Genomic DNA, 17,867 nt, shown 5'->3' with positions numbered 1-17,867 from the left:
CCCCGGTCCGGTCCGCTCACCCGGCATGACACCGCTTAGCGCGTGACGCGTCCGCTCATTCGGCGGGCGGATCGGCCTTCGCATAGCGGACGATGACCTGGTCACCGCGCTGCTCGACGCCGTTCACCTGCAGCTCGATGTCGGCGTCGAGACCGGAGAAGTGGGTGCGCTCGTCGTGGAGGTAGCGGGGAGTGATGCTCAGATGCAGTTCGGTGTCCGGGTAGTGCGCGAGCACCCGGTAGGCGAGGTTGGGGCCGGACTCGCAGAGGATCTCGTCGCTGTTCGACTCCAGGCCGGCGACCACCTCGGGCAGGGTGTCCGGAGTGAAACCCACGGCATGGTAGTTCAGGCCGCGCTCGGCCAGCTGTGCGGCCAGCGCCTGCGGATCGGACTCCGTGAGGACGTGGACGGGGGTGCGCTCGAGGGCCTTGCCGGGGGCGTTGATGACCGGCAGCTTCGGGTTGAGTGCGGTGCGCCGGTCGATGATGATCGCCCCGGCCCGCCGGCGCAGGGAGACGAAGTACGCGAAGTCCGTGGGCGTCGAGACACCGGTCGACCACCCGTCGTGGGCGTAGGCGCCGTTGATCGTCTGGACCAGGGCGATGGTGATCGTGCGCGTCACCGCTTGAGCTCCGCGACGGGTCCCATCGCGATCCGCGGGTGCGCCTTCGGGTCGAGGGTTCTCATGATCCACAGCAGGTCCTTCTCCTTGAGTGTCACACAGCCGTTCGTGCCCGAGTCGTGGTCGAGGTGGAGCCAGATGCCCCCGCCCTTCTCCTTGCCCTCGGGGCGGGTCCGATCGGTGGGCGGGGTGCCGAGTCTGCGGTTGTAGTCGATGGCGACGATGTAGTCGAAGACCCGCGTGTAGTCCTCCCCGTAGGCAGCTGTCGCCGAGGCGGGCAGTCCGTCGTCCTGCGTATAGCCCAGCTTCGTGCCCGGGTTCTTCCTGTACCCGCCGGCATCGGTGAGGGTGAAGACGCCGATCGGCGTCGTCTTGTCGCCTTCGCGACGGTCGGCGAGCCAGCCCTTCGACCCGTTGTGGGTGGGGAAGGTCTTCCGTTTCTCCCACCCCCCGTCCTCACGTTCGTAGAAGCTCAGCTCACCGGAATCCGCGCTCGCCTTCTCACTGCTGACGACGATGACCTGGCTCGTCTCCGCGGGGATCTGCGCGGAGGTCTCTGCTCCCAGCCCGGGGATCGCTCCGGCTGCGGTCCCGGGCCCGTTGGCCGAGGCGTCTCCCGGTTTCTGCGGGTCGAGCTGGGCGGGGACGGCGAAGTCGCCGACCCTCGGCTGCTGGGCCGGAGCGGCGATGCCCCGGTCGGGAGCCTCGTCGGTGGGCCCGCACGAGGCGAGTGCGAAGGCGAGCCCGACGATGCCCGCGCACAGGCGGGTGCGACGGCTGAACATGAGGCCATCCTCTCACGGTCCTGAGAGGGGCTCCGGGCGCGTCTGTGAGAAAATGGTCCGCATGAGCATTCCACCCGTGCCGAACCATCCTCCGCGCCCTGGGCGCCGGAAACCGGCCGAGGAGACTCCGGATTCGATCACCACCCAGCTCTTCATCGGCCAGGACAAGCCCGCCGAGGCGGACGGCTCGACCCAGGCGCTGAGCGCCGAGGAGATCGAGCGTCTGCGTTCGATGGTCTCCGCCGACGGCACCGAAGCCACCGAGGTCCTCAGCCTCGACGAACTGCGCGCACTCGCAGCCGCCGAAGGCGGTCAGCCCGACGAGGAGACTGGGCCGCTGCCGCGCCGGGCGAGCTCGTCCGACATCGCCGAGGCGCAGGCCGCGGCCGCACCTCGGCAGTGGAACCCGCAGGGCACCCCGCACTACGGCGGAGCAGAGGGACCCGGACGCGGTGACGCCGGTTTCGGTGCCGCAGCTCCCGGTGCTTCGGCTCCCCGCGCTGCGGCCGGCGGGTACGGCCCCCAGCGCGGCGGAACGGGTCCGCGCGGAGGCACTCCTGCCCCGCAGGGGGGCGCCGGCTATGCGAACGGCTACGGCAACTACCCCGCCGGCCCCGGTGGTCCCGCTGGTCCGGGCGGGCCGGGTGGTCCAGGTGGCCCTGCTGGTCCGGGTGGGCCGTACCGTCGTGAGCCCGAGACGAGCCGCGTCCCGGCCTGGCTGTGGGTGCTCGCCGCCTTCGCCCTCGTGCTCGCACTCGGCATCGTCGGCTACATCGTCTGGGATTCGATGCAGAGCAAGGACGACGTCACCTCGGCGCCCGTGTCCCCGAGCGCCGAACCGAGCCTCGAACCCACCGAGGACACCGGGTCCACCGAGACGACGAGCCCGCCGGCCGCGGTCGAGACATTCGCCTCACCCTCGGGCAACATCGAATGCACGATCGACGACGAACGCGCACGCTGCGTCATCAAGTCCTTCGACTACACGCCTCCGGAGAAGCCGGCGGACTGCCAGATGGAGAACTGGGGTTCGGTCGTCGTCGCCAACAAGGACGGCGCGGGCTTCTCATGCCGCGAGGCGCCGGCGAACGCCGGCCCGGCCCGGGTGCTCGGCTACGGCGAGAAGGTCTCAGCCTCCGGGATGACGTGCACGTCCTCGGAGCAGGGCATGACCTGCACCTCGGACTCCACCGGCGTCGGATTCACCGTCCGCCGGGCATCGGTCGACTTCCTCGGCGACTGAGGTCCCGGCGACCGAGACCACGGCACAGCCGCCGGTCGACCTCCTCGGCGACTGAGGTCCCGGCGACCGAGCTACCGGCGCTGGCCGACCACCTCGGCGACGAACTCCACGACCGCCCGTCGACCCACCACCTCGGCGGGCGAGTCGGATCGTCTTGAGATGTGGACATGACGTTCGCCTCGGCGAGATCGCGGACTACGGTGGAGGCGTGGCTCACAGGTTCCTCCTCCTTCCGTGCCGCGACGAGTCCTGAACGGACAGCATCCTCGTCGCGGAGTCCTCCATGCTGATCCCCACGACGAGAGATGACGAGGAATGATGAAACTGCAGCAGCCGACCCCCATGCCGTATCGCAAGTACAAGTCGTTCCAGGACCGGATCGCGCTCGACATGAGCGACCGCACCTGGCCCGACCAGGTCATCCGGAAGGCCCCCCGCTGGCTGAGCACGGACCTGCGCGACGGCAACCAGGCGCTCATCGACCCGATGACCCCCGACCGCAAGCGGAAGATGTTCGATCTCCTCGTCAAGCTCGGGTTCAAGGAGATCGAGGTCGGGTTCCCCGCCGCGAGCCAGGTCGACTTCGACTTCGTCCGCTCGATCATCGAGGACGACGCGATCCCCGACGACGTGCGGATCTCCGTGCTCACGCAGGCCCGTGAGGATCTCATCGAACGCACCGTGGAATCGCTCGTCGGCGCGAAGATGCCGACTGTCCACCTCTACAACGCGACCGCCCCGGTCTTCCGCAAGGTCGTCTTCGGCTTCGACGGCGACGGCTACGACCAGACCCGCGACATCGCCCTCCAGGGCACGCAGGCGGTGATGAAGCACGCCGAGACGATGCTCGCAGGCTCCGACTTCGGATACCAGTACTCGCCGGAGATCTTCGTCGACACCGAACCCGAGTTCGCCCTCGACATCGTCGGCAGCGTCCTCGACATGTGGCAGCCCGGCGCCGGCCGGGAGACCGTCGTCAACCTGCCCGCCACCGTCGAACGCGGCACCCCGAACACGTACGCCGACCAGATCGAATGGTTCTGCCGGAACATGCCCTACCGCGACGAGGTGGCCGTCTCCCTCCACCCGCACAACGACCGAGGCACCGGGGTCGCGGCCGCCGAACTCGGCATCATGGCCGGCGCCGACCGGATCGAAGGCTGCCTGTTCGGCAACGGCGAGCGCACCGGCAACCTCGACCTCGTCACCGTCGCCCTCAACCTCTACACGCAGGGCGTGGACCCCGAACTCGACTTCTCCGACATCGACGAGGTCATCCACACCGTCACCGAATGCAACCAGATCGGCGTCCACGAACGTCACCCCTACGGCGGCGACCTCGTCTTCACCTCCTTCTCCGGCTCCCACCAGGACGCGATCAACAAGGCCTTCGCCGACCGTGAGCGCCATGCGAAGGCCGACGGCGTTCCCGTCGACCTCATGGAATGGGACATGCCCTACCTGCCCGTCGATCCCAAGGACCTGGGCCGGTCGTACGAGGCGATCATCCGCGTGAACTCGCAGTCGGGAAAGGGCGGAGTGACGTACCTGCTCAAGAGCGAGTACGGCCTCGACCTGCCCCGTCGCATGCAGGTGGAGTTCTCCAAGGCCGTCCAGCAGCACACTGAGGCAGGCGGTGAGCTCACCGCCGAGGAGATCCGCCGAATCTTCAACCACGAGTACCTGCCCAGCGACGACCCCGACCAGTCGTGGGGCCGCTTCCAGATCGTGGGTCTGCGCACCGAGTCCGGTGCCGTCGACGACACGTCCTCCTCGGAGCGCATCGAGGTCGACCTCATCGTCGACGGTCAGGAGCGGACGTACGAAGGCCGCGGCAAGGGTCCGATCGACGCCCTCGTGAGGGTGCTCAACGACAACTTCGACATCGACATGCGCCTGCAGGACTACACGGAGCACGCGATCGGCTCGGGCGCGGACACGATGGCCGCCGCCTACGTCGAACTCGCGATCGACGACCGTGTGCGCTGGGGTGCGGGCCTGCACCCGAACATCACGAAGGCCTCCCTCAAGGCCGTCATCTCCGCGGTCAACCGGGCGGTGCGCGACCGCGAGGAGTGAGCCGGCGGCGACGCTGGGGCGCGGCGATCGCACGGTGCGGGGCGGCCGCCTCGGCGGACCGGTGACTCTCAGCCGCGACCAGCCGCGCTCGATCCACGCGCAGCCGAACTCGATCCACGCCCAGCTGGAAATCCGCGCCCGGGGCGACGCGGAATTCGGGCCACGCGTGGATCGAGCACGACGTCACCGCCCACGCGTGGAACGAGACCCTTGCGACAGGCCCGCACGTGCGACAGGCGCGCACGCGTGGAACGAGACCCTTGCGACAGGCGCGCACGTGCGACAGGCGCGAACGCGCCCAGCGAACCGCGCCTCCCGTGGCACGGCCGCTCAGCTGCGCGACACTCACAGGGCGCGGCGGGACGATCCCCGCCGCGCTCTGCGATAATGGATCGGTGCACAGCTATCGTGATGAGGGCATCGTCCTCACGGGCCACAAGCTCGGCGAAGCCGATCGCATCGTCACCGTGCTCACCCGCAGCCACGGACTCGTCCGGGCCGTCGCGAAGGGGGTCCGGCGCACGAAGTCGCGGTTCGGCTCCCGCCTCGAGCCGTTCATGCTCGTCGACATCCAATGCCATGTCGGACGCAACCTCGACATCGTCACCCAGGTCGAGCTCATCGAACCCTTCGCCCGCGGCATCGGGGCGGACTTCGACGCCTACTCGGCCGCCTCGGTGATGGCGGAGACGGCCCGCAGCATCACGGAGGCCGAACCCGTCTCCCGCCCCCAGTTCCTCCTCCTCGTCGCCGCCGTGCGCTCCCTGTGCAAGGGTGAGCACCCGCCGAGGCTGTCCCTCGACGCGTACCTGCTGCGCGCGATGTCCGTGGCCGGGTGGGCACCGAGTCTGCTCGACTGCGCCCAATGCGGGTCGCCGGGACCGCACCGCGCGTTCTCCGCAGCCCTCGGGGGAGCGGTGTGCTCGAGCTGCCGGCCCAGCGGCGCGGCCCTGCCCGACACCGACGCGCTCGACCACCTCGCCGCCCTGCTCACCGGGGACTGGGAGAGTGCAGAGGCCTCGGACCTCCACGACCAGATCGACGGGTCGAAGCTCGTCTCCGACTGGGTCTCGTGGCACCTCGAACGCAACATCCGATCACTGTCTGTCCTGGAGCGCACGTGACCTACCCTGCCCCTCCCGCCCATCCGAGCGGTGCGCGGCCGCCGCGCCTCGATGCGAAGTTCGTGCCCGCCCACGTCGCCGTCGTCATGGACGGCAACGGCCGGTGGGCCAACGAGCGCGGCCTGCCCCGCACCGAAGGCCACAAGGCGGGGGAAGCGTCCCTGCTCGACGTCATCCACGGAGCGATCGAGATCGGCGTCGACTACCTGTCGGCGTACGCATTCTCGACGGAGAACTGGAAGCGCTCTCCTGAGGAGGTCCGCTTCCTCATGGGCTTCAACCGCGACGTCATCCGGCGTCGACGGGACGAGCTCAATGCGCTCGGGGTGCGCATCGTCTGGGCCGGGCGGCGGGGTCGCCTGTGGCGGTCGGTCATCGACGAGCTCGAGACCGCTGCGGAGATGACGAAGCACAACACGGGTCTGACCCTGCAGTTCTGCGTCAACTACGGCGGGCGCTCGGAGATCGTCGATGCCGTCAACGCGATCACCGCCGAGGTGGCCGCCGGGAAGCTCAAACCCGGAAAGGTGAGCGAGAAGGCCATCCGCTCGCGCCTCTACGCCCCGCAGGTGCCCGACGTCGACCTCTTCCTCCGGTCCTCCGGAGAGCAGCGCACCTCGAACTTCCTGCTCTGGCAGTCCGCGTACGCCGAGATGGTCTTCCAGGACGTGCTCTGGCCCGACGTCGACCGGCGCACCCTGTGGGCGGCCATCGAGGAGTACGCGCGCCGCGACCGCCGTTTCGGCGGCGCCGTCGACAAGCCGGGGGAGACCCCGGGGGCGTGACGCTTGAGGAGACCCCCGGGGCGTGAGTGCCCGGCGCCTGGGTGCGAGCTCCTGGCGCAAACCGGTCTTTCACCCTCGACTGTGGTCGGGAGCAAGCGCCCTCACACCCGGAAGCCGCCTCGATGGGGCGCGATCGTCGGATGAGCTCACTTCGGTCTGCAGGGCACTGGTCGTGAACTGGGCTCCTGGGACTCAGGTGAGCTGGAACCGGGTGCCGGCGCGGCCACGGCTCGGCGCCGATCGCCACGGCTCGGCGCCTACCGTCGGACGTACCCGAGTGCTCGGTCGCAGGCACGCGAAAGGCTCGCAGCGATGATGCTGCGAGCCTTTCGCGTGTCCTGGCACTAGAAGCCGCCTCGGTGGGGCAGTGATCGACGGTTGAGCTCACTTCGGTCTGCAGGGCACAGGTCGTGAACTGGGCTCTCGAGACTCAGGTGAGCCCGAACCGGGTGCGGACAGCGACAACAGCTGCCGGCGCGGCCACAGCTCGGCGCCGACGGCCGCGGCCGCCGATACTCTCAGTAGCGGTCGCGTGAACGGTCGCGGTCGCGGCCGCCGAACTTCTTGCCCCCGCCGCGACGGTCGCCGCGGAAGTTGCGGTTGTCGCCGGGCTGCTTGTCGAAGTTGCGCTTCTTGAACGGACGGCCCGGGCGACCCGAGTCGGGACGGATGTCGATCGGACGCCCCTGGATCTCGGTGTGCGCGAGCTTCCTGAGCACGCCCGGGTCGAGATCCTCGGGCAGGTCGACGAGGGTGTGGTTCGAACGGATGTCGATGTGGCCGATCTGCTTCGAGGTGATGCCGCCTTCGTTCGCGATCGCGCCGACGATCGAGCCCGGCTGCACGCGCTCGTTGCGGCCCACCGCGAGACGGTAGGTGACCATGCCCTCACGGCTGCGACCGCCGCGCTCACGACCGGGCTTGCCGTCGCGGTCCCGACCCTGCTTGCCGCGGGCGGGCTCGGGCATCGGCTCGGCCTTGAGCGAGTTCGACTCGAGGACCATCGAGGCCAGCGCCGCGGCGATGTCCGTGGCCGGCACGTTGCGGCTGAGCTCGTACTGCTCGATGACGGTGGCGAGTTCGCTCAGCTCCGTCGTCGCCAGGGCGTCGTCAATGCGCTTGGTGAACTTCTCCACCCGGGTGTTCGTCAGCTCCTCGACGCTCGGCAGGGTCAGGGGCTCGACCTTCTGCTTCGTCGCGCGCTCGATCGACCCGAGCAGACGCTGCTCGCGCGGGGTGATGAAGAGGATCGCCTCACCGGAGCGACCGGCACGACCGGTGCGGCCGATGCGGTGGACGTAGGACTCCGTGTCGTGCGGGATGTCGTAGTTGACGACGAGCGAGATGCGCTCGACGTCGAGACCGCGGGCGGCGACGTCGGTGGCGACGAGGATGTCGATCTTGCCCTCGCGCAGCATCTCGACCGTGCGCTCACGGGCCTGCTGCGGGATGTCGCCGTTGATCGCCGAGGCCTTGAAGCCGCGGGCGCGCAGCTTCTCCGCGAGCTCCTCGGTGGCCTGCTTCGTGCGGACGAACATGATGATGCCGTCGTACTCCTCGACCTCGAGGATGCGGGTGAGCGCGTCGAGCTTGTGGGAGTGCTGGACCATGAGGTAGCGCTGACGGATGTTCGAGCCGGTCTGCGACTTCGCCGCGACCCGGACCTCTTCGGGGTCGTTGAGGTACTTGCCGGTCAGGCGGTGGATCGAGGTGGGCATCGTCGCGGAGAACAGTGCGACCTGGCGGGAGTCGCCGGTGGCGTTGAAGATCTCCTCGATGTCCTCCGCAAAGCCCATCTTGAGCATCTCATCGGCCTCGTCGAGGACGAGGTGCTGGAGGTTCTGCAGTTTGAGCGACCCGCGCTTGAGGTGGTCGATGACACGACCCGGGGTGCCGACGACGACCTGCGCGCCGCGCTTGAGGCCGGCCAGCTGCGGACCGTAGGACTGACCGCCGTAGATCGGCAGCACGGAGAAGTCGTCGAGGTTCGTCGCATACGAGGTGAACGCCTCGGCGACCTGGAGCGCAAGCTCACGGGTGGGGGTGAGCACGAGGGCGAACGGTCCGTCCTCGGCCCGACCCGCCTCGGCGAGGTGGGAGAGGACGGGCAGCGCGAACGCCGCGGTCTTGCCCGTGCCCGTCTGGGCGAGCCCGATGACGTCGCGCCCGTCGACGAGGGCGGGGATCGTCGCCGCCTGGATGGGGGAGGGCGATTCGTAGCCGAGGGACTCCACGGCGCGCAGCACCTCGGGATGGAGGCCGAGCTCGGCGAAGGTCGGGATGGTCTCTGAAGTGGATTCTTCGGTCATGAGTGTTTCTCTCTCACGTCGGCACACACTTGATCGCAGATGACTGTAGTGGCGATCTACCCTGCGGCCGCTTGTGCGATCATGACTGGCAATCCGGGCCGGAACCGTACACATCCTTGCGGTCGTGCGCGGGCACGGCCATCGGTACGGAGAAAGGTTTGGGTGTGGCACCAGTCTACCGTGCCCATCCCCGCCGAGGCGGTCCTCGTCCTGTCGATCGAGTGTGAGTTCCATCGCCTGCCGCCCTCTCCCGGGCTGTGGGCGCGAACCGATAGGCTGGTGTGTGCGCCACGGCAGCCGGCCGTCGGCCCAACGAAGACCAAGGAGAAAACGTGGCACAGTCCAAGCTCGATGCCGTCATCGCCCTCGCCAAGCGCAGAGGATTCGTCTTCCAGGCGGGGGAGATCTACGGCGGTTCCCGCTCGGCGTGGGACTACGGCCCGCTCGGTGTCGAACTCAAGGACAACATCAAGTCCCAGTGGTGGCAGACCTTCGTCCGCGGTCGTGAGGATGTCGTGGGCCTCGACTCCTCGATCATCCTGCCCAAGCGGGTGTGGGAGGCCTCGGGCCATGTCGAGACCTTCGTCGACCCGCTCGTCGAATGCCTCCACTGCCACCACCGTCACCGTGAGGACCACCTCGTCGAGGCGTACGTCGCCAAGCACGGGAAGTCTCCGGAGAACGGCATGGCCGATGTCGTCTGCCCCGACTGCGGCACCCGTGGCCAGTGGACTGAGCCCCAGCAGTTCTCGGGACTCGTCAAGACCTTCCTCGGCCCCGTCGACTCCGAGGCGGGTCTGCACTACCTGCGTCCGGAGACCGCGCAGGGCATCTTCGTCAACTTCAACAACGTGCTCACCGCCTCGCGGAAGAAGCCGCCGTTCGGCATCGGCCAGATCGGCAAGTCCTTCCGCAACGAGATCACCCCGGGCAACTTCATCTTCCGCACCCGCGAGTTCGAGCAGATGGAGCTCGAGTACTTCGTCCACCCCGACGACGCTCCCGCGCTCTTCGACGAATGGGTCGAGGACTGCTGGAACTGGTTCCTCGGCCTGGGCCTGAGCGAGGAGAACATGCGCCGCTTCGACGTGCCCGAGGACGAGCGCGCCCACTACTCGGCCGGCACGATCGACATCGAGTACCGCTTCGGCTTCCAGGGCTCGGAGTGGGGCGAGCTCATGGGCGTGGCCAACCGCACCGACTACGACCTGAGCACCCACACCGAGGCGTCGGGGGCGAAGCTGCAGTACTTCGACCAGGCCAGCGGGGACCGCTACACCCCGTACGTCATCGAGCCCGCGTTCGGTCTCACCCGGTCGATGATGGCCTTCCTCATCGACGCCTACACCGAGGACGAGGCGCCGAACACGAAGGGCGGCACCGACACGCGCATCGTGCTCAAGCTCGATCCGCGCCTGGCTCCGGTCAAGGCCGCCGTGCTGCCGCTGAGCCGCAATGAGAAGCTCACCCCTGAGGCGAAGGCCCTGGCGGCGCGCCTGCGGGGACGCTGGAACATCGACTTCGACGACGCGGGCGCGATCGGCCGCCGCTACCGTCGACAGGACGAGATCGGCACGCCCCTGTGCATCACGTACGACTTCGACTCCCTCGACGACGGCGCGGTGACGATCCGCAAGCGCGACGACATGAGCCAGGAGCGCGTGAGCCTCGACCGGGTCGAGTCCTACCTCGCCGACCACCTCGGCGGCGTCTGAGACACCCTGAGGCACCGAGCACCGACGACAACGGCCCCGACACCACAGTGTCGGGGCCGTTGCCGTTGCCGGAAGGCGGGGATCAGAACATCGTCCACGCTTCCTGGAGGACGCCGCGGATGATCTGCTCCATCTCGTCGAACTCCTTCTGACCGACGGTCAGCGGGGGCGAGAGCTGGATGACCGGGTCGCCACGGTCGTCGGCGCGGCAGTAGAGGCCGTTCTCGTACATCTTCGCCGAGACGAAGTTCTTGAGGATGCGCTCCGACTCCTCTTCGGTGAAGGACTCCTTGGTGTCCTTGTCCTTGACGAGTTCGATGCCGTAGAAGAAGCCCTCACCGCGGACGTCGCCGACGATCGGGAGGTCCTTGAGCTTCTCGAGGGTGAACTTGAACGCACCGGCGTTCTCGTGCACGTGGTCGTTGAGCTTCTCGTTCTCGAAGACGTCGAAGTTCGCCATCGCGGCGGCACAGGCGACGGGGTGTCCGCCGAAGGTGTAGCCGTGGTAGAACGTCGCGTCGCCGCCGGGGCCGAAGGGCTCGAAGAGGCGGTCCGAGGCGATCATCGCACCCAGCGGGGCGTAACCGGAGGTGATGCCCTTCGCCGAGGTGATGATGTCGGGGACGTAGCCGAAATCGTTGCACGCGAACATGTCGCCGATGCGGCCGTAGGCGCAGATCGTCTCGTCGGAGACAAGGAGGACGTCGTTCTCGTCGCAGATCTCGCGCACCCGCTCGAAGTATCCGGGGGGCGGCGGGAAGCAGCCGCCGGAGTTCTGCACGGGCTCGAGGAAGACGGCTGCGACGGAGTCGGCGCCTTCGAACTCGATCGCCTCGGCGATGCGGTCGGCGGCCCAGCGGCCGAAGGCCTTCTCATCGTGCGCGTACGGTTCCGGTGCACGGTAGAAGTTCGTGTTGGGGACCTTGTGGGCACCGGGGACGAGGGGAGCGAACTGCTCGCGCAGACCCGGCAGGGAGGTCACGGACAGGGCGCCGTGCGGGGTGCCGTGGTACGCGGTGGCGCGGGAGATGATCTTGTGCTTGCCGGGCTTGCCGGTGAGCTTGAAGTAGTTCTTCGCCAGCTTCATCGCCGACTCGACGGAGTCTCCGCCGCCGGAGGTGAGGAACACGCGGTTGAGGTCGCCGGGGGCGTAGGAGGCCAGACGCTCGGAGAGGTCGATCGCCTGCGGGTGCGCGAACGACCACAGCGGCATGAAGGGCAGCTTGAGGGTCTGGTCGTACATCGCCTTGGCGATCTCCTCGCGACCGTGGCCCACCTGGACGGTGAACAGGCCGGCGAGGCCGTCGATGTAGCGCTTGCCCTGGTCGTCGAAGATGTAGTGGCCTTCGCCACGGGTGATGATCGGCGCCTGTCCGCCGTTGAACAGGGCCTGGTGTGGGCTCATGTGCATCCACACGTTGTTGCGCACGGCCTCCTGATACGGAGTGCCGGCTGTGGTGACGTTGTCGGTCATCGTGTCCCCCAATTGTATTTTTGCTTTTCGAGTGAGAGGTACATGAAGAGCTCCGTGTCGACGACGGCGTCGATCGACCGGAGTTCCTCGTTGACGAATTCGATGAGGTGTCGATCCGATTCGCAGACGATCTCCACCAGGAGGTCGAACGACCCCGCGGTGACGACGAGATAGTCGATCTCGTCGTACCCGTGCAGTCTGTCGGCGACCTTGGAGATGTCTCCTCGGACCTTCACTCCCACCATGGCCTGTCGGGCGAATCCGAGACTGAGCGGGTCGGTCACGGCCACGATCTCCATCACGCCGGATTCGATGAGCCGTGACACCCGCTGTCGCACGGCCGCCTCGGAGAGTCCCACGGACTTCCCGATGGCGGAGTAGGACTTGCGTCCGTCGTGCTGGAGTTCGACGATGATCGCCTTGGACTTCTCGTCGAGGTTGCCCAGGCGGTGATTGCTGACGCTCGGCAGCGAGTGGGCCATTCTTCACCTCCGTGATGTGAGTCTCAGATCAATCTACCATCGAATCAGTAGGAATGCGTAGTCCTCTGTGCGGATTCAGTTGATTCTCATGAAAATTCATTCTGTATTCGTCACAGCGGGGCTTGTCGGGCGGTTCGTGTGCCGTTCCTCGCCGAGGCGGCGGTCATTGACACCGTGTGAGCGGCGTCACGAGACTGGGCGGATGGATGAAGGTGAGATGTTTCCCGGCCGAACGGACAGTCGGGCGCAGGTGCAGGGGATGCGACCGGGTGCCGACCAGGGCGGTGCCGGCGCCGAGGTGAATGCGCGGCCGGAACCGCGCCCCGGCGAGGTCGACACGATCGGTGCGCGCAGCCTCGGGTTCGCGCCCGAGGAGTACCTCGCGCGGATCTCAGCCGTCCGCGGTCGGATGCGCGATCAGGGGCTCTCGGCGCTCATCGTCACCGATCCGGCGAACATCTACTACCTCACCGGCTACAACGCATGGTCCTTCTACACCCCACAGCTGCTCTTCGTCCCCGCCTCAGGCCCGCTCACCCTGTTCATGCGGGATATGGACGCCCGAGGGGCGAGCCACACCTCGTGGCTGCCGCCCGAGGACATCGTCGGCTATCCCGAACGCTATGTGCAGCGCCCCCACATCCACCCCTTCGACTGGGTGGCGTTCGCACTGCGTCAGCGGTGGGAGGTCGCGCGTGCCTCGACCTCGCCGGTGGGGGTCGAGATGGACTCCCATTTCTTCTCCCCGCGGGCCTTCCGGGCACTCGTCAACGGGGTGCCCGAGTGGCGACTCGTCGACTCGTTCGAACTCGTCAACTGGATCCGGGCGATCAAGTCCCCGGCAGAGATCGCCCTCATGCGCAGGGCCGCCGAGGTGACGACCGAGGCGATGGACGCGGCTCTGTCGACGATCGGGGAAGGGGTCGGTCAGCATGAGGTGGCGGCGGCGATCACCGCTGCTCAGACCCGCGGACGCGGGGAGTCGTGGGGCGACTATCCGGCGATCGTGCCGCTCATGCCCACCGGGGAGAGCGCGGACACCCCGCATCTGAGCTGGACCGACCGCGAGTTCGCCGCCGATGAGTCGGTGAGCATCGAACTCGCCGGCGTCCACCGGCGGTATCACGTGCCCTTGGCGCGCACCGCCGTGATCGGGCGTCCGAAGCAGGAGCTCGTCCGGCTCGAGGGGGTTGTCGCCGAGGCGCTCGCTGCGGTTCTCGAGTCGGCTGCCCCGGGGGTGCCGACGGCCGAGCTCGCCCGCACCTGGAATCGGATGCTCGCTCTCCACGGCCTCGAGAAGCCGAGCCGCCTGGGATACTCCATCGGCATCGGCTACCCGCCGGACTGGGGTGAGCGGACGATCTCCATCCGCACCGAGGACGACCAGATCCTTCAGGCGGGCATGACCTTCCACCTCATCTGCGGAATGTGGATGAACGGCTACGGCTATGAGCTCTCGGAGTCGATCCTCATCACCGACTCGGGTGTCGAGACCTTCACGGACTTCCCGCGGGAGCTCATCCGCCTCTGAGCCGGCATCCGACCGGCGAGAGCGACGATCTGGCCGACCACCTCGGCGGGGGATTGAGTCGCCATCATCGGCAGGGCGAGGACGTAGCGGGTGAAGATCGTACCGACGATGACGACGGCGAGCCGCCGGGCGGCGGTGCGACCGACCGCCTCGGCGAGGGCACCGAAGACGGTCCGCTCGAGGTAGCGGCTGAGCAGCTGGGCCCGGGCACCGTCGGCCGCCAGCTCCCTGGCGAACGCGACGAGGCGGGGGCTGTGGACGGGATGTTCCCACACCGTGACGATGCCCTCAGCCAGGGCGCGGACGTCGAGGCTGCCGTGCTCGGTCGCCGCGGTCACGACGTGGTGCGGGGCGACGGTGAGCGCGAGGGCTGCGATGAGGAGCTCGTCCTTCGATCCGAAGTGATAATTGACCAGCGAGTGGCTCAGGCCTGCCTCTTCTGCGATCTGACGAGCGGTGATCGTCGCTGGATGGCCGTCGGCAAGCAGCAGCTGAGCCGCGGCGACGAGTCTCTGCCGGGCGTCCGACGACCCCGAGGGCCGACCCGGTCGTTTATTGACCATGGTGGAAGTGTCCCATGTCGCGGGCGCAGTCTGAAGCCATGAAGGCACAGCGGAGCGAACAGGATCAGACGGTCGCCGGCGACGCTTCGGGGCGACTCGGCGCGGCGGCGGACACGGACTGCATCGTGGTCGGCGGCGGTCCCGCCGGACTCGTCTGCGGGCTCGTGCTCGCCCGTCTCGGGGTGAGGGTCACAGTGGTGGAGAAGCACGATGACTTCCTCCGCGACTTCCGCGGCGACACCATCCATCCCTCGACCCAGGACCTGTTGGCCGAGCTCGGCCTCCTCGACGAGTTCCTCACCCTGCCGCATGCGGACATGCCCCGCGTGAGGCTGCGGTGGAACGATGAGGAGTTCGTGCTCGCGGACTTCTCGCGGCTGCCGACTCGGCGCCGGGCGATCAGCTTCATGCCGCAGTGGGAGTTCCTCGATCTCATCGCCCGCGCCGGCGAGCGCGAGCCGACGTTCACCCTGCTGCGCAGCACCGAGGCCATCGACGTCCTCCGGGCGGGAGAGCAGATCGTCGGGGTCCGCACGCGATCGTCAGCAGGGGAGGAGACCCTGCGGGCACGCCTGGTCATCGCGGCCGACGGTCGGGATTCGACCGTGCGGGACGCGGCGGGTCTGCACCCCCGGCGGCTGGCGACGGCGATGGACGTGCTCTGGTTCCGCGTGCCGAAGGCCGACGCGGAGTCCCTCCCGTTCGGGCAGGCCAGCGCCGGTCTTCTCATCGCCATCGACCGCGGAGAGTACTTCCAGGTCGCCAACGCGATCACGGCAGGCACCTGGGTCCCGTCGGAGGGGGCGGTTTCAGCCCTGCGGGGTCGAGTCGGTCGGACCTCGCCGCAGCTGCGGGAGCGGATGGAGCGCGTTGGGCTTGAGGATGTCAGGCTCCTGCGAGTGAGGTTGGAGCGGCTGCGGGCCTGGTACGCCCCCGGGATGCTGTGCATCGGAGACGCCGCCCATGCCATGTCACCGGCCGGGGGAGTCGGCATCAACCTCGCCATCCAGGACGCCGTCGCCGCGGCTCGCATCCTCGGACCGGGCCTGCGCACGGGTGCACCGACGGTCGCACAGCTGCGGCGAGTGCAGAGGCGGCGTGCGTGGCCGGCGGCGGTCATCCAGTGGATCCAACTGCGGATCCAACCGGTGCTCCTCGCCGATCGCCCCGACTCGCGTCCGCCTCTGCCCCTGCGTCTCGTCGCCCGGTTCCCAGCGTTCGCCCACGTGCCCGGACGCATCATCGGCATGGGGATCCGCCCAGAACACGTCGACGCTGAGGCCAGGCGCCGTGTCCGCAGGCAGTGACGGCGATGGCAGGGGGACGCCGACGCTGCTGGCGACGCCGACGGGGCGGTGGCGGCCCTGGCAACTGGCAGAGTTGCGCTGGAAGGGACGACCGCCTCGGCGGGGGGAGAGGCGAATCGCAGCCCTCAGGGGTCGCGCGATGAACCACCCGTGGACTGGTAGGACGTGCGGCTGCACGTAGGCGCTGCAGAGTGGCGGGTGGTCTGTGAGGCTGCGGGTGGTGTGTGCGGTCGCGGATTGGACGTGCCGCTGCGGGTGGTGTGTGTGGGGTGCAGGTGGTGTGTGCGGCAGGGGAGTCGAGTGGGGAGGTCAGGCGAGGAACTGCAGCCAGAGTCCGATGGCCAGGGCGTTGATCGTGACGATGGCGAATGCGCGGCCGAGCACCCACGAGCCGTCACGCGGATGCGCACCGATCCCGCCGGCGAGCTGCACCGACATCGCCACCCGCGGGGGAGCGGCGAGGGCGGCGAAGGAGCCGGCGACGTTGCCGGCGGCGACGACCGTCATCGCCGAGGTCCCCGAAGCCTCGGCCACCGAGGAGAGGGTGCCGGCGAACATCGCGTTGCTTCCCGTGTTCGACCCGGTGAGCGCGGCTCCGGCCGCCGTCAGCCACGGTGTCACGAGGAGGAGGCCGGCCGGGACGAGGGTGCCGATCGCATCGCTCATCCCACTCGTCGTCATCACCCAGCCCATGAGCATGAACGCCGCCGTCGCCGCCCCGATCGGCACCCATGCCCGTGCCGCTGACCCGATGACTCGTCGCAACGCCGGATTCGCCGAGGTGGTCGCACCGTTCCCGTCGCCCGTGCCCGCCGACCCCTCGACGTCCGTACCACGGTACTCCTCGTTGCCCGCGTCCGTGAACACGCCGTCGCTCGTCCGCCGGGGTGCGACGAGGACCGCGACGACGCAGGCGATCGCGAGCCAGAACGGCGGCGAGGCGAGGATCGCCGTGACCGGGGACGGGGCGACGGCGAGGACCTCGCGGGCGAGCAGGATGCCGACGGTCAGTGTTCCGTAGGGCAGCACGGCGCGGCCGAGCGCACGGTCGACGCCCCGGAACCTGCTCCGGATCGACAGCGGCAGGCCGAGACCGACGATGACGATGAGCGAACCGACGATCCCCGCCGGAGCCATGCCGAGCGCGACATTCGCGAGTAGGATCCCCGCCCACAGCAGCACCGCCGCTCCAGCGATGCCGACGGCGCTGAGCAAACGCGGCCGGGCGATGACCAGGACAGCGACGAGAACGACGGCCACCGGGATCGCATTCACCCACCCCGTCGCCAGACCGAGCGCATCGACGTCGAGGTCGGACAGTGCCGCCGCGACCGTCGTGCCCGGGCCGAGCGCGCCCCACGGCACGGCGATGAGGCCGAGCAGACCGAGAAGCGCAGAATGCCGGAGCGAATAGCCGAGATGCCGCAGGATCGGCACCCCGATGGTCACACCGATCCCGAAGCCCGTGACGGATTCGGCGAACGGCACGATCCCGAACACGACGAGCGCGGCACCGAGCGAGCGGCTCGGCACGGTCGCCTCGACCCAGCCGGAGAGCGCATGCATCGCCCCGGTGACCTCGAGGATCGCGGCGAGCAGCATGCCGAAGAGGAGGATGAGCCCGACCTCGAGGACGAGCGGAAGATAGTCCGGGGCAGCGGAGGCGAAGACGGACAGCGGCGTGGGGAACACCGCGAGCACACAGACGACCGACCCGAGCAGGCCTGCCGTCGCCGACACCCAGGTGGGAGTCCTGAACGCAAGCAGGACGATCGCGAGCACGAGGGGGGAGAGCGCAAGGACACCGAACATTTTCGCTCTTCATGGATCGAAATCTACTATCTGAGA

At 68.5% G+C, this 17,867-nt stretch carries 14 protein-coding genes; 7 read left to right on the top strand and 7 right to left on the bottom strand.

What is annotated here, in order from left to right; genetic code table 11:
• Positions 1–55 precede the first annotated feature (55 nt).
• Both AAHA49_RS07275 and AAHA49_RS07270 read right to left on the bottom strand, forming a co-directional pair.
• On the bottom strand, positions 56–622 hold the full coding sequence (locus tag AAHA49_RS07275; protein ID WP_342037803.1) for a dihydrofolate reductase family protein: 567 nt from the start codon (positions 620–622) through the stop codon (positions 56–58).
• Complete coding sequence (locus tag AAHA49_RS07270; protein ID WP_342037802.1) at positions 619–1,407, bottom strand: L,D-transpeptidase family protein; 789 nt, start codon at positions 1,405–1,407, stop codon at positions 619–621. Before AAHA49_RS07270 ends, AAHA49_RS07275 begins: the two co-directional genes overlap by 4 nt.
• A gap of 61 nt (positions 1,408–1,468) precedes the next feature.
• Between AAHA49_RS07270 and AAHA49_RS07265 the strand changes: the two genes are divergently transcribed.
• The 4 genes from AAHA49_RS07265 (at position 1,469) to AAHA49_RS07250 (ending at position 6,638) form a co-directional block, all read left to right on the top strand.
• Complete coding sequence (locus AAHA49_RS07265) at positions 1,469–2,650, top strand: hypothetical protein (protein ID WP_342037801.1); 1,182 nt, start codon at positions 1,469–1,471, stop codon at positions 2,648–2,650.
• Between the two features lie 315 nt (positions 2,651–2,965).
• Positions 2,966–4,729 (top strand): 2-isopropylmalate synthase, encoded by a 1,764-nt coding sequence (gene leuA / locus AAHA49_RS07260; protein ID WP_342037800.1) that lies wholly within the window; start codon positions 2,966–2,968, stop codon positions 4,727–4,729.
• A gap of 395 nt (positions 4,730–5,124) precedes the next feature.
• Entirely contained in the window at positions 5,125–5,853 is a 729-nt protein-coding gene (gene recO, locus AAHA49_RS07255) for a DNA repair protein RecO (protein WP_342037799.1), read from the top strand.
• Positions 5,850–6,638 carry an isoprenyl transferase gene (locus AAHA49_RS07250; RefSeq protein ID WP_342037798.1) on the top strand — a complete coding sequence of 263 codons (789 nt, stop codon included), beginning with the start codon at positions 5,850–5,852 and terminating at the stop codon, positions 6,636–6,638. The genes recO and AAHA49_RS07250 overlap by 4 nt, the downstream gene beginning before the upstream one ends.
• Positions 6,639–7,156: 518 nt before the next feature.
• Here AAHA49_RS07250 and AAHA49_RS07245 read toward each other — a convergent pair.
• Entirely contained in the window at positions 7,157–8,947 is a 1,791-nt protein-coding gene (locus tag AAHA49_RS07245) for a DEAD/DEAH box helicase (protein ID WP_342037797.1), read from the bottom strand.
• Positions 8,948–9,279: 332 nt separating this feature from the next.
• Here AAHA49_RS07245 and AAHA49_RS07240 point away from each other — a divergent pair, with 332 nt between their 5' ends.
• On the top strand, positions 9,280–10,662 hold the full coding sequence (locus AAHA49_RS07240) for a glycine--tRNA ligase (protein ID WP_342037796.1): 1,383 nt from the start codon (positions 9,280–9,282) through the stop codon (positions 10,660–10,662).
• A gap of 82 nt (positions 10,663–10,744) precedes the next feature.
• Here AAHA49_RS07240 and AAHA49_RS07235 read toward each other — a convergent pair whose 3' ends face one another.
• Both AAHA49_RS07235 and AAHA49_RS07230 read right to left on the bottom strand, forming a co-directional pair.
• Positions 10,745–12,136 (bottom strand): aspartate aminotransferase family protein, encoded by a 1,392-nt coding sequence (locus tag AAHA49_RS07235; protein ID WP_339392818.1) that lies wholly within the window; start codon positions 12,134–12,136, stop codon positions 10,745–10,747.
• Positions 12,133–12,618, bottom strand: a complete 486-nt coding sequence (locus tag AAHA49_RS07230; protein WP_339392817.1) for an Lrp/AsnC family transcriptional regulator — start codon at positions 12,616–12,618, stop codon at positions 12,133–12,135. The genes AAHA49_RS07235 and AAHA49_RS07230 overlap by 4 nt, the downstream gene beginning before the upstream one ends.
• A gap of 202 nt (positions 12,619–12,820) precedes the next feature.
• Between AAHA49_RS07230 and AAHA49_RS07225 the strand changes: the two genes are divergently transcribed.
• Positions 12,821–14,149 (top strand): M24 family metallopeptidase, encoded by a 1,329-nt coding sequence (locus AAHA49_RS07225; protein ID WP_342037795.1) that lies wholly within the window; start codon positions 12,821–12,823, stop codon positions 14,147–14,149.
• On the opposite strand, the gene AAHA49_RS07220 is transcribed toward AAHA49_RS07225, so the two are convergent.
• On the bottom strand, positions 14,065–14,712 hold the full coding sequence (locus AAHA49_RS07220; RefSeq protein ID WP_342037794.1) for a TetR/AcrR family transcriptional regulator: 648 nt from the start codon (positions 14,710–14,712) through the stop codon (positions 14,065–14,067). The genes AAHA49_RS07225 and AAHA49_RS07220 overlap by 85 nt on opposite strands.
• A gap of 38 nt (positions 14,713–14,750) precedes the next feature.
• Between AAHA49_RS07220 and AAHA49_RS07215 the strand changes: the two genes are divergently transcribed.
• Complete coding sequence (locus AAHA49_RS07215; protein ID WP_342037793.1) at positions 14,751–16,019, top strand: FAD-dependent oxidoreductase; 1,269 nt, start codon at positions 14,751–14,753, stop codon at positions 16,017–16,019.
• Between the two features lie 309 nt (positions 16,020–16,328).
• On the opposite strand, the gene AAHA49_RS07210 is transcribed toward AAHA49_RS07215, so the two are convergent.
• Positions 16,329–17,831, bottom strand: coding sequence for an L-lactate permease (locus tag AAHA49_RS07210; protein WP_342037792.1), 1,503 nt, complete (start codon positions 17,829–17,831; stop codon positions 16,329–16,331).
• Positions 17,832–17,867 lie beyond the last annotated feature (36 nt).

Origin of the sequence: Brevibacterium ammoniilyticum (assembly GCF_038429965.1) — a bacterium.
In the GTDB taxonomy this organism is placed as follows: Bacteria; Actinomycetota; Actinomycetes; order Actinomycetales; family Brevibacteriaceae; genus Brevibacterium; species Brevibacterium ammoniilyticum.
This window is presented reverse-complemented; position numbering and strand designations above follow the sequence as displayed.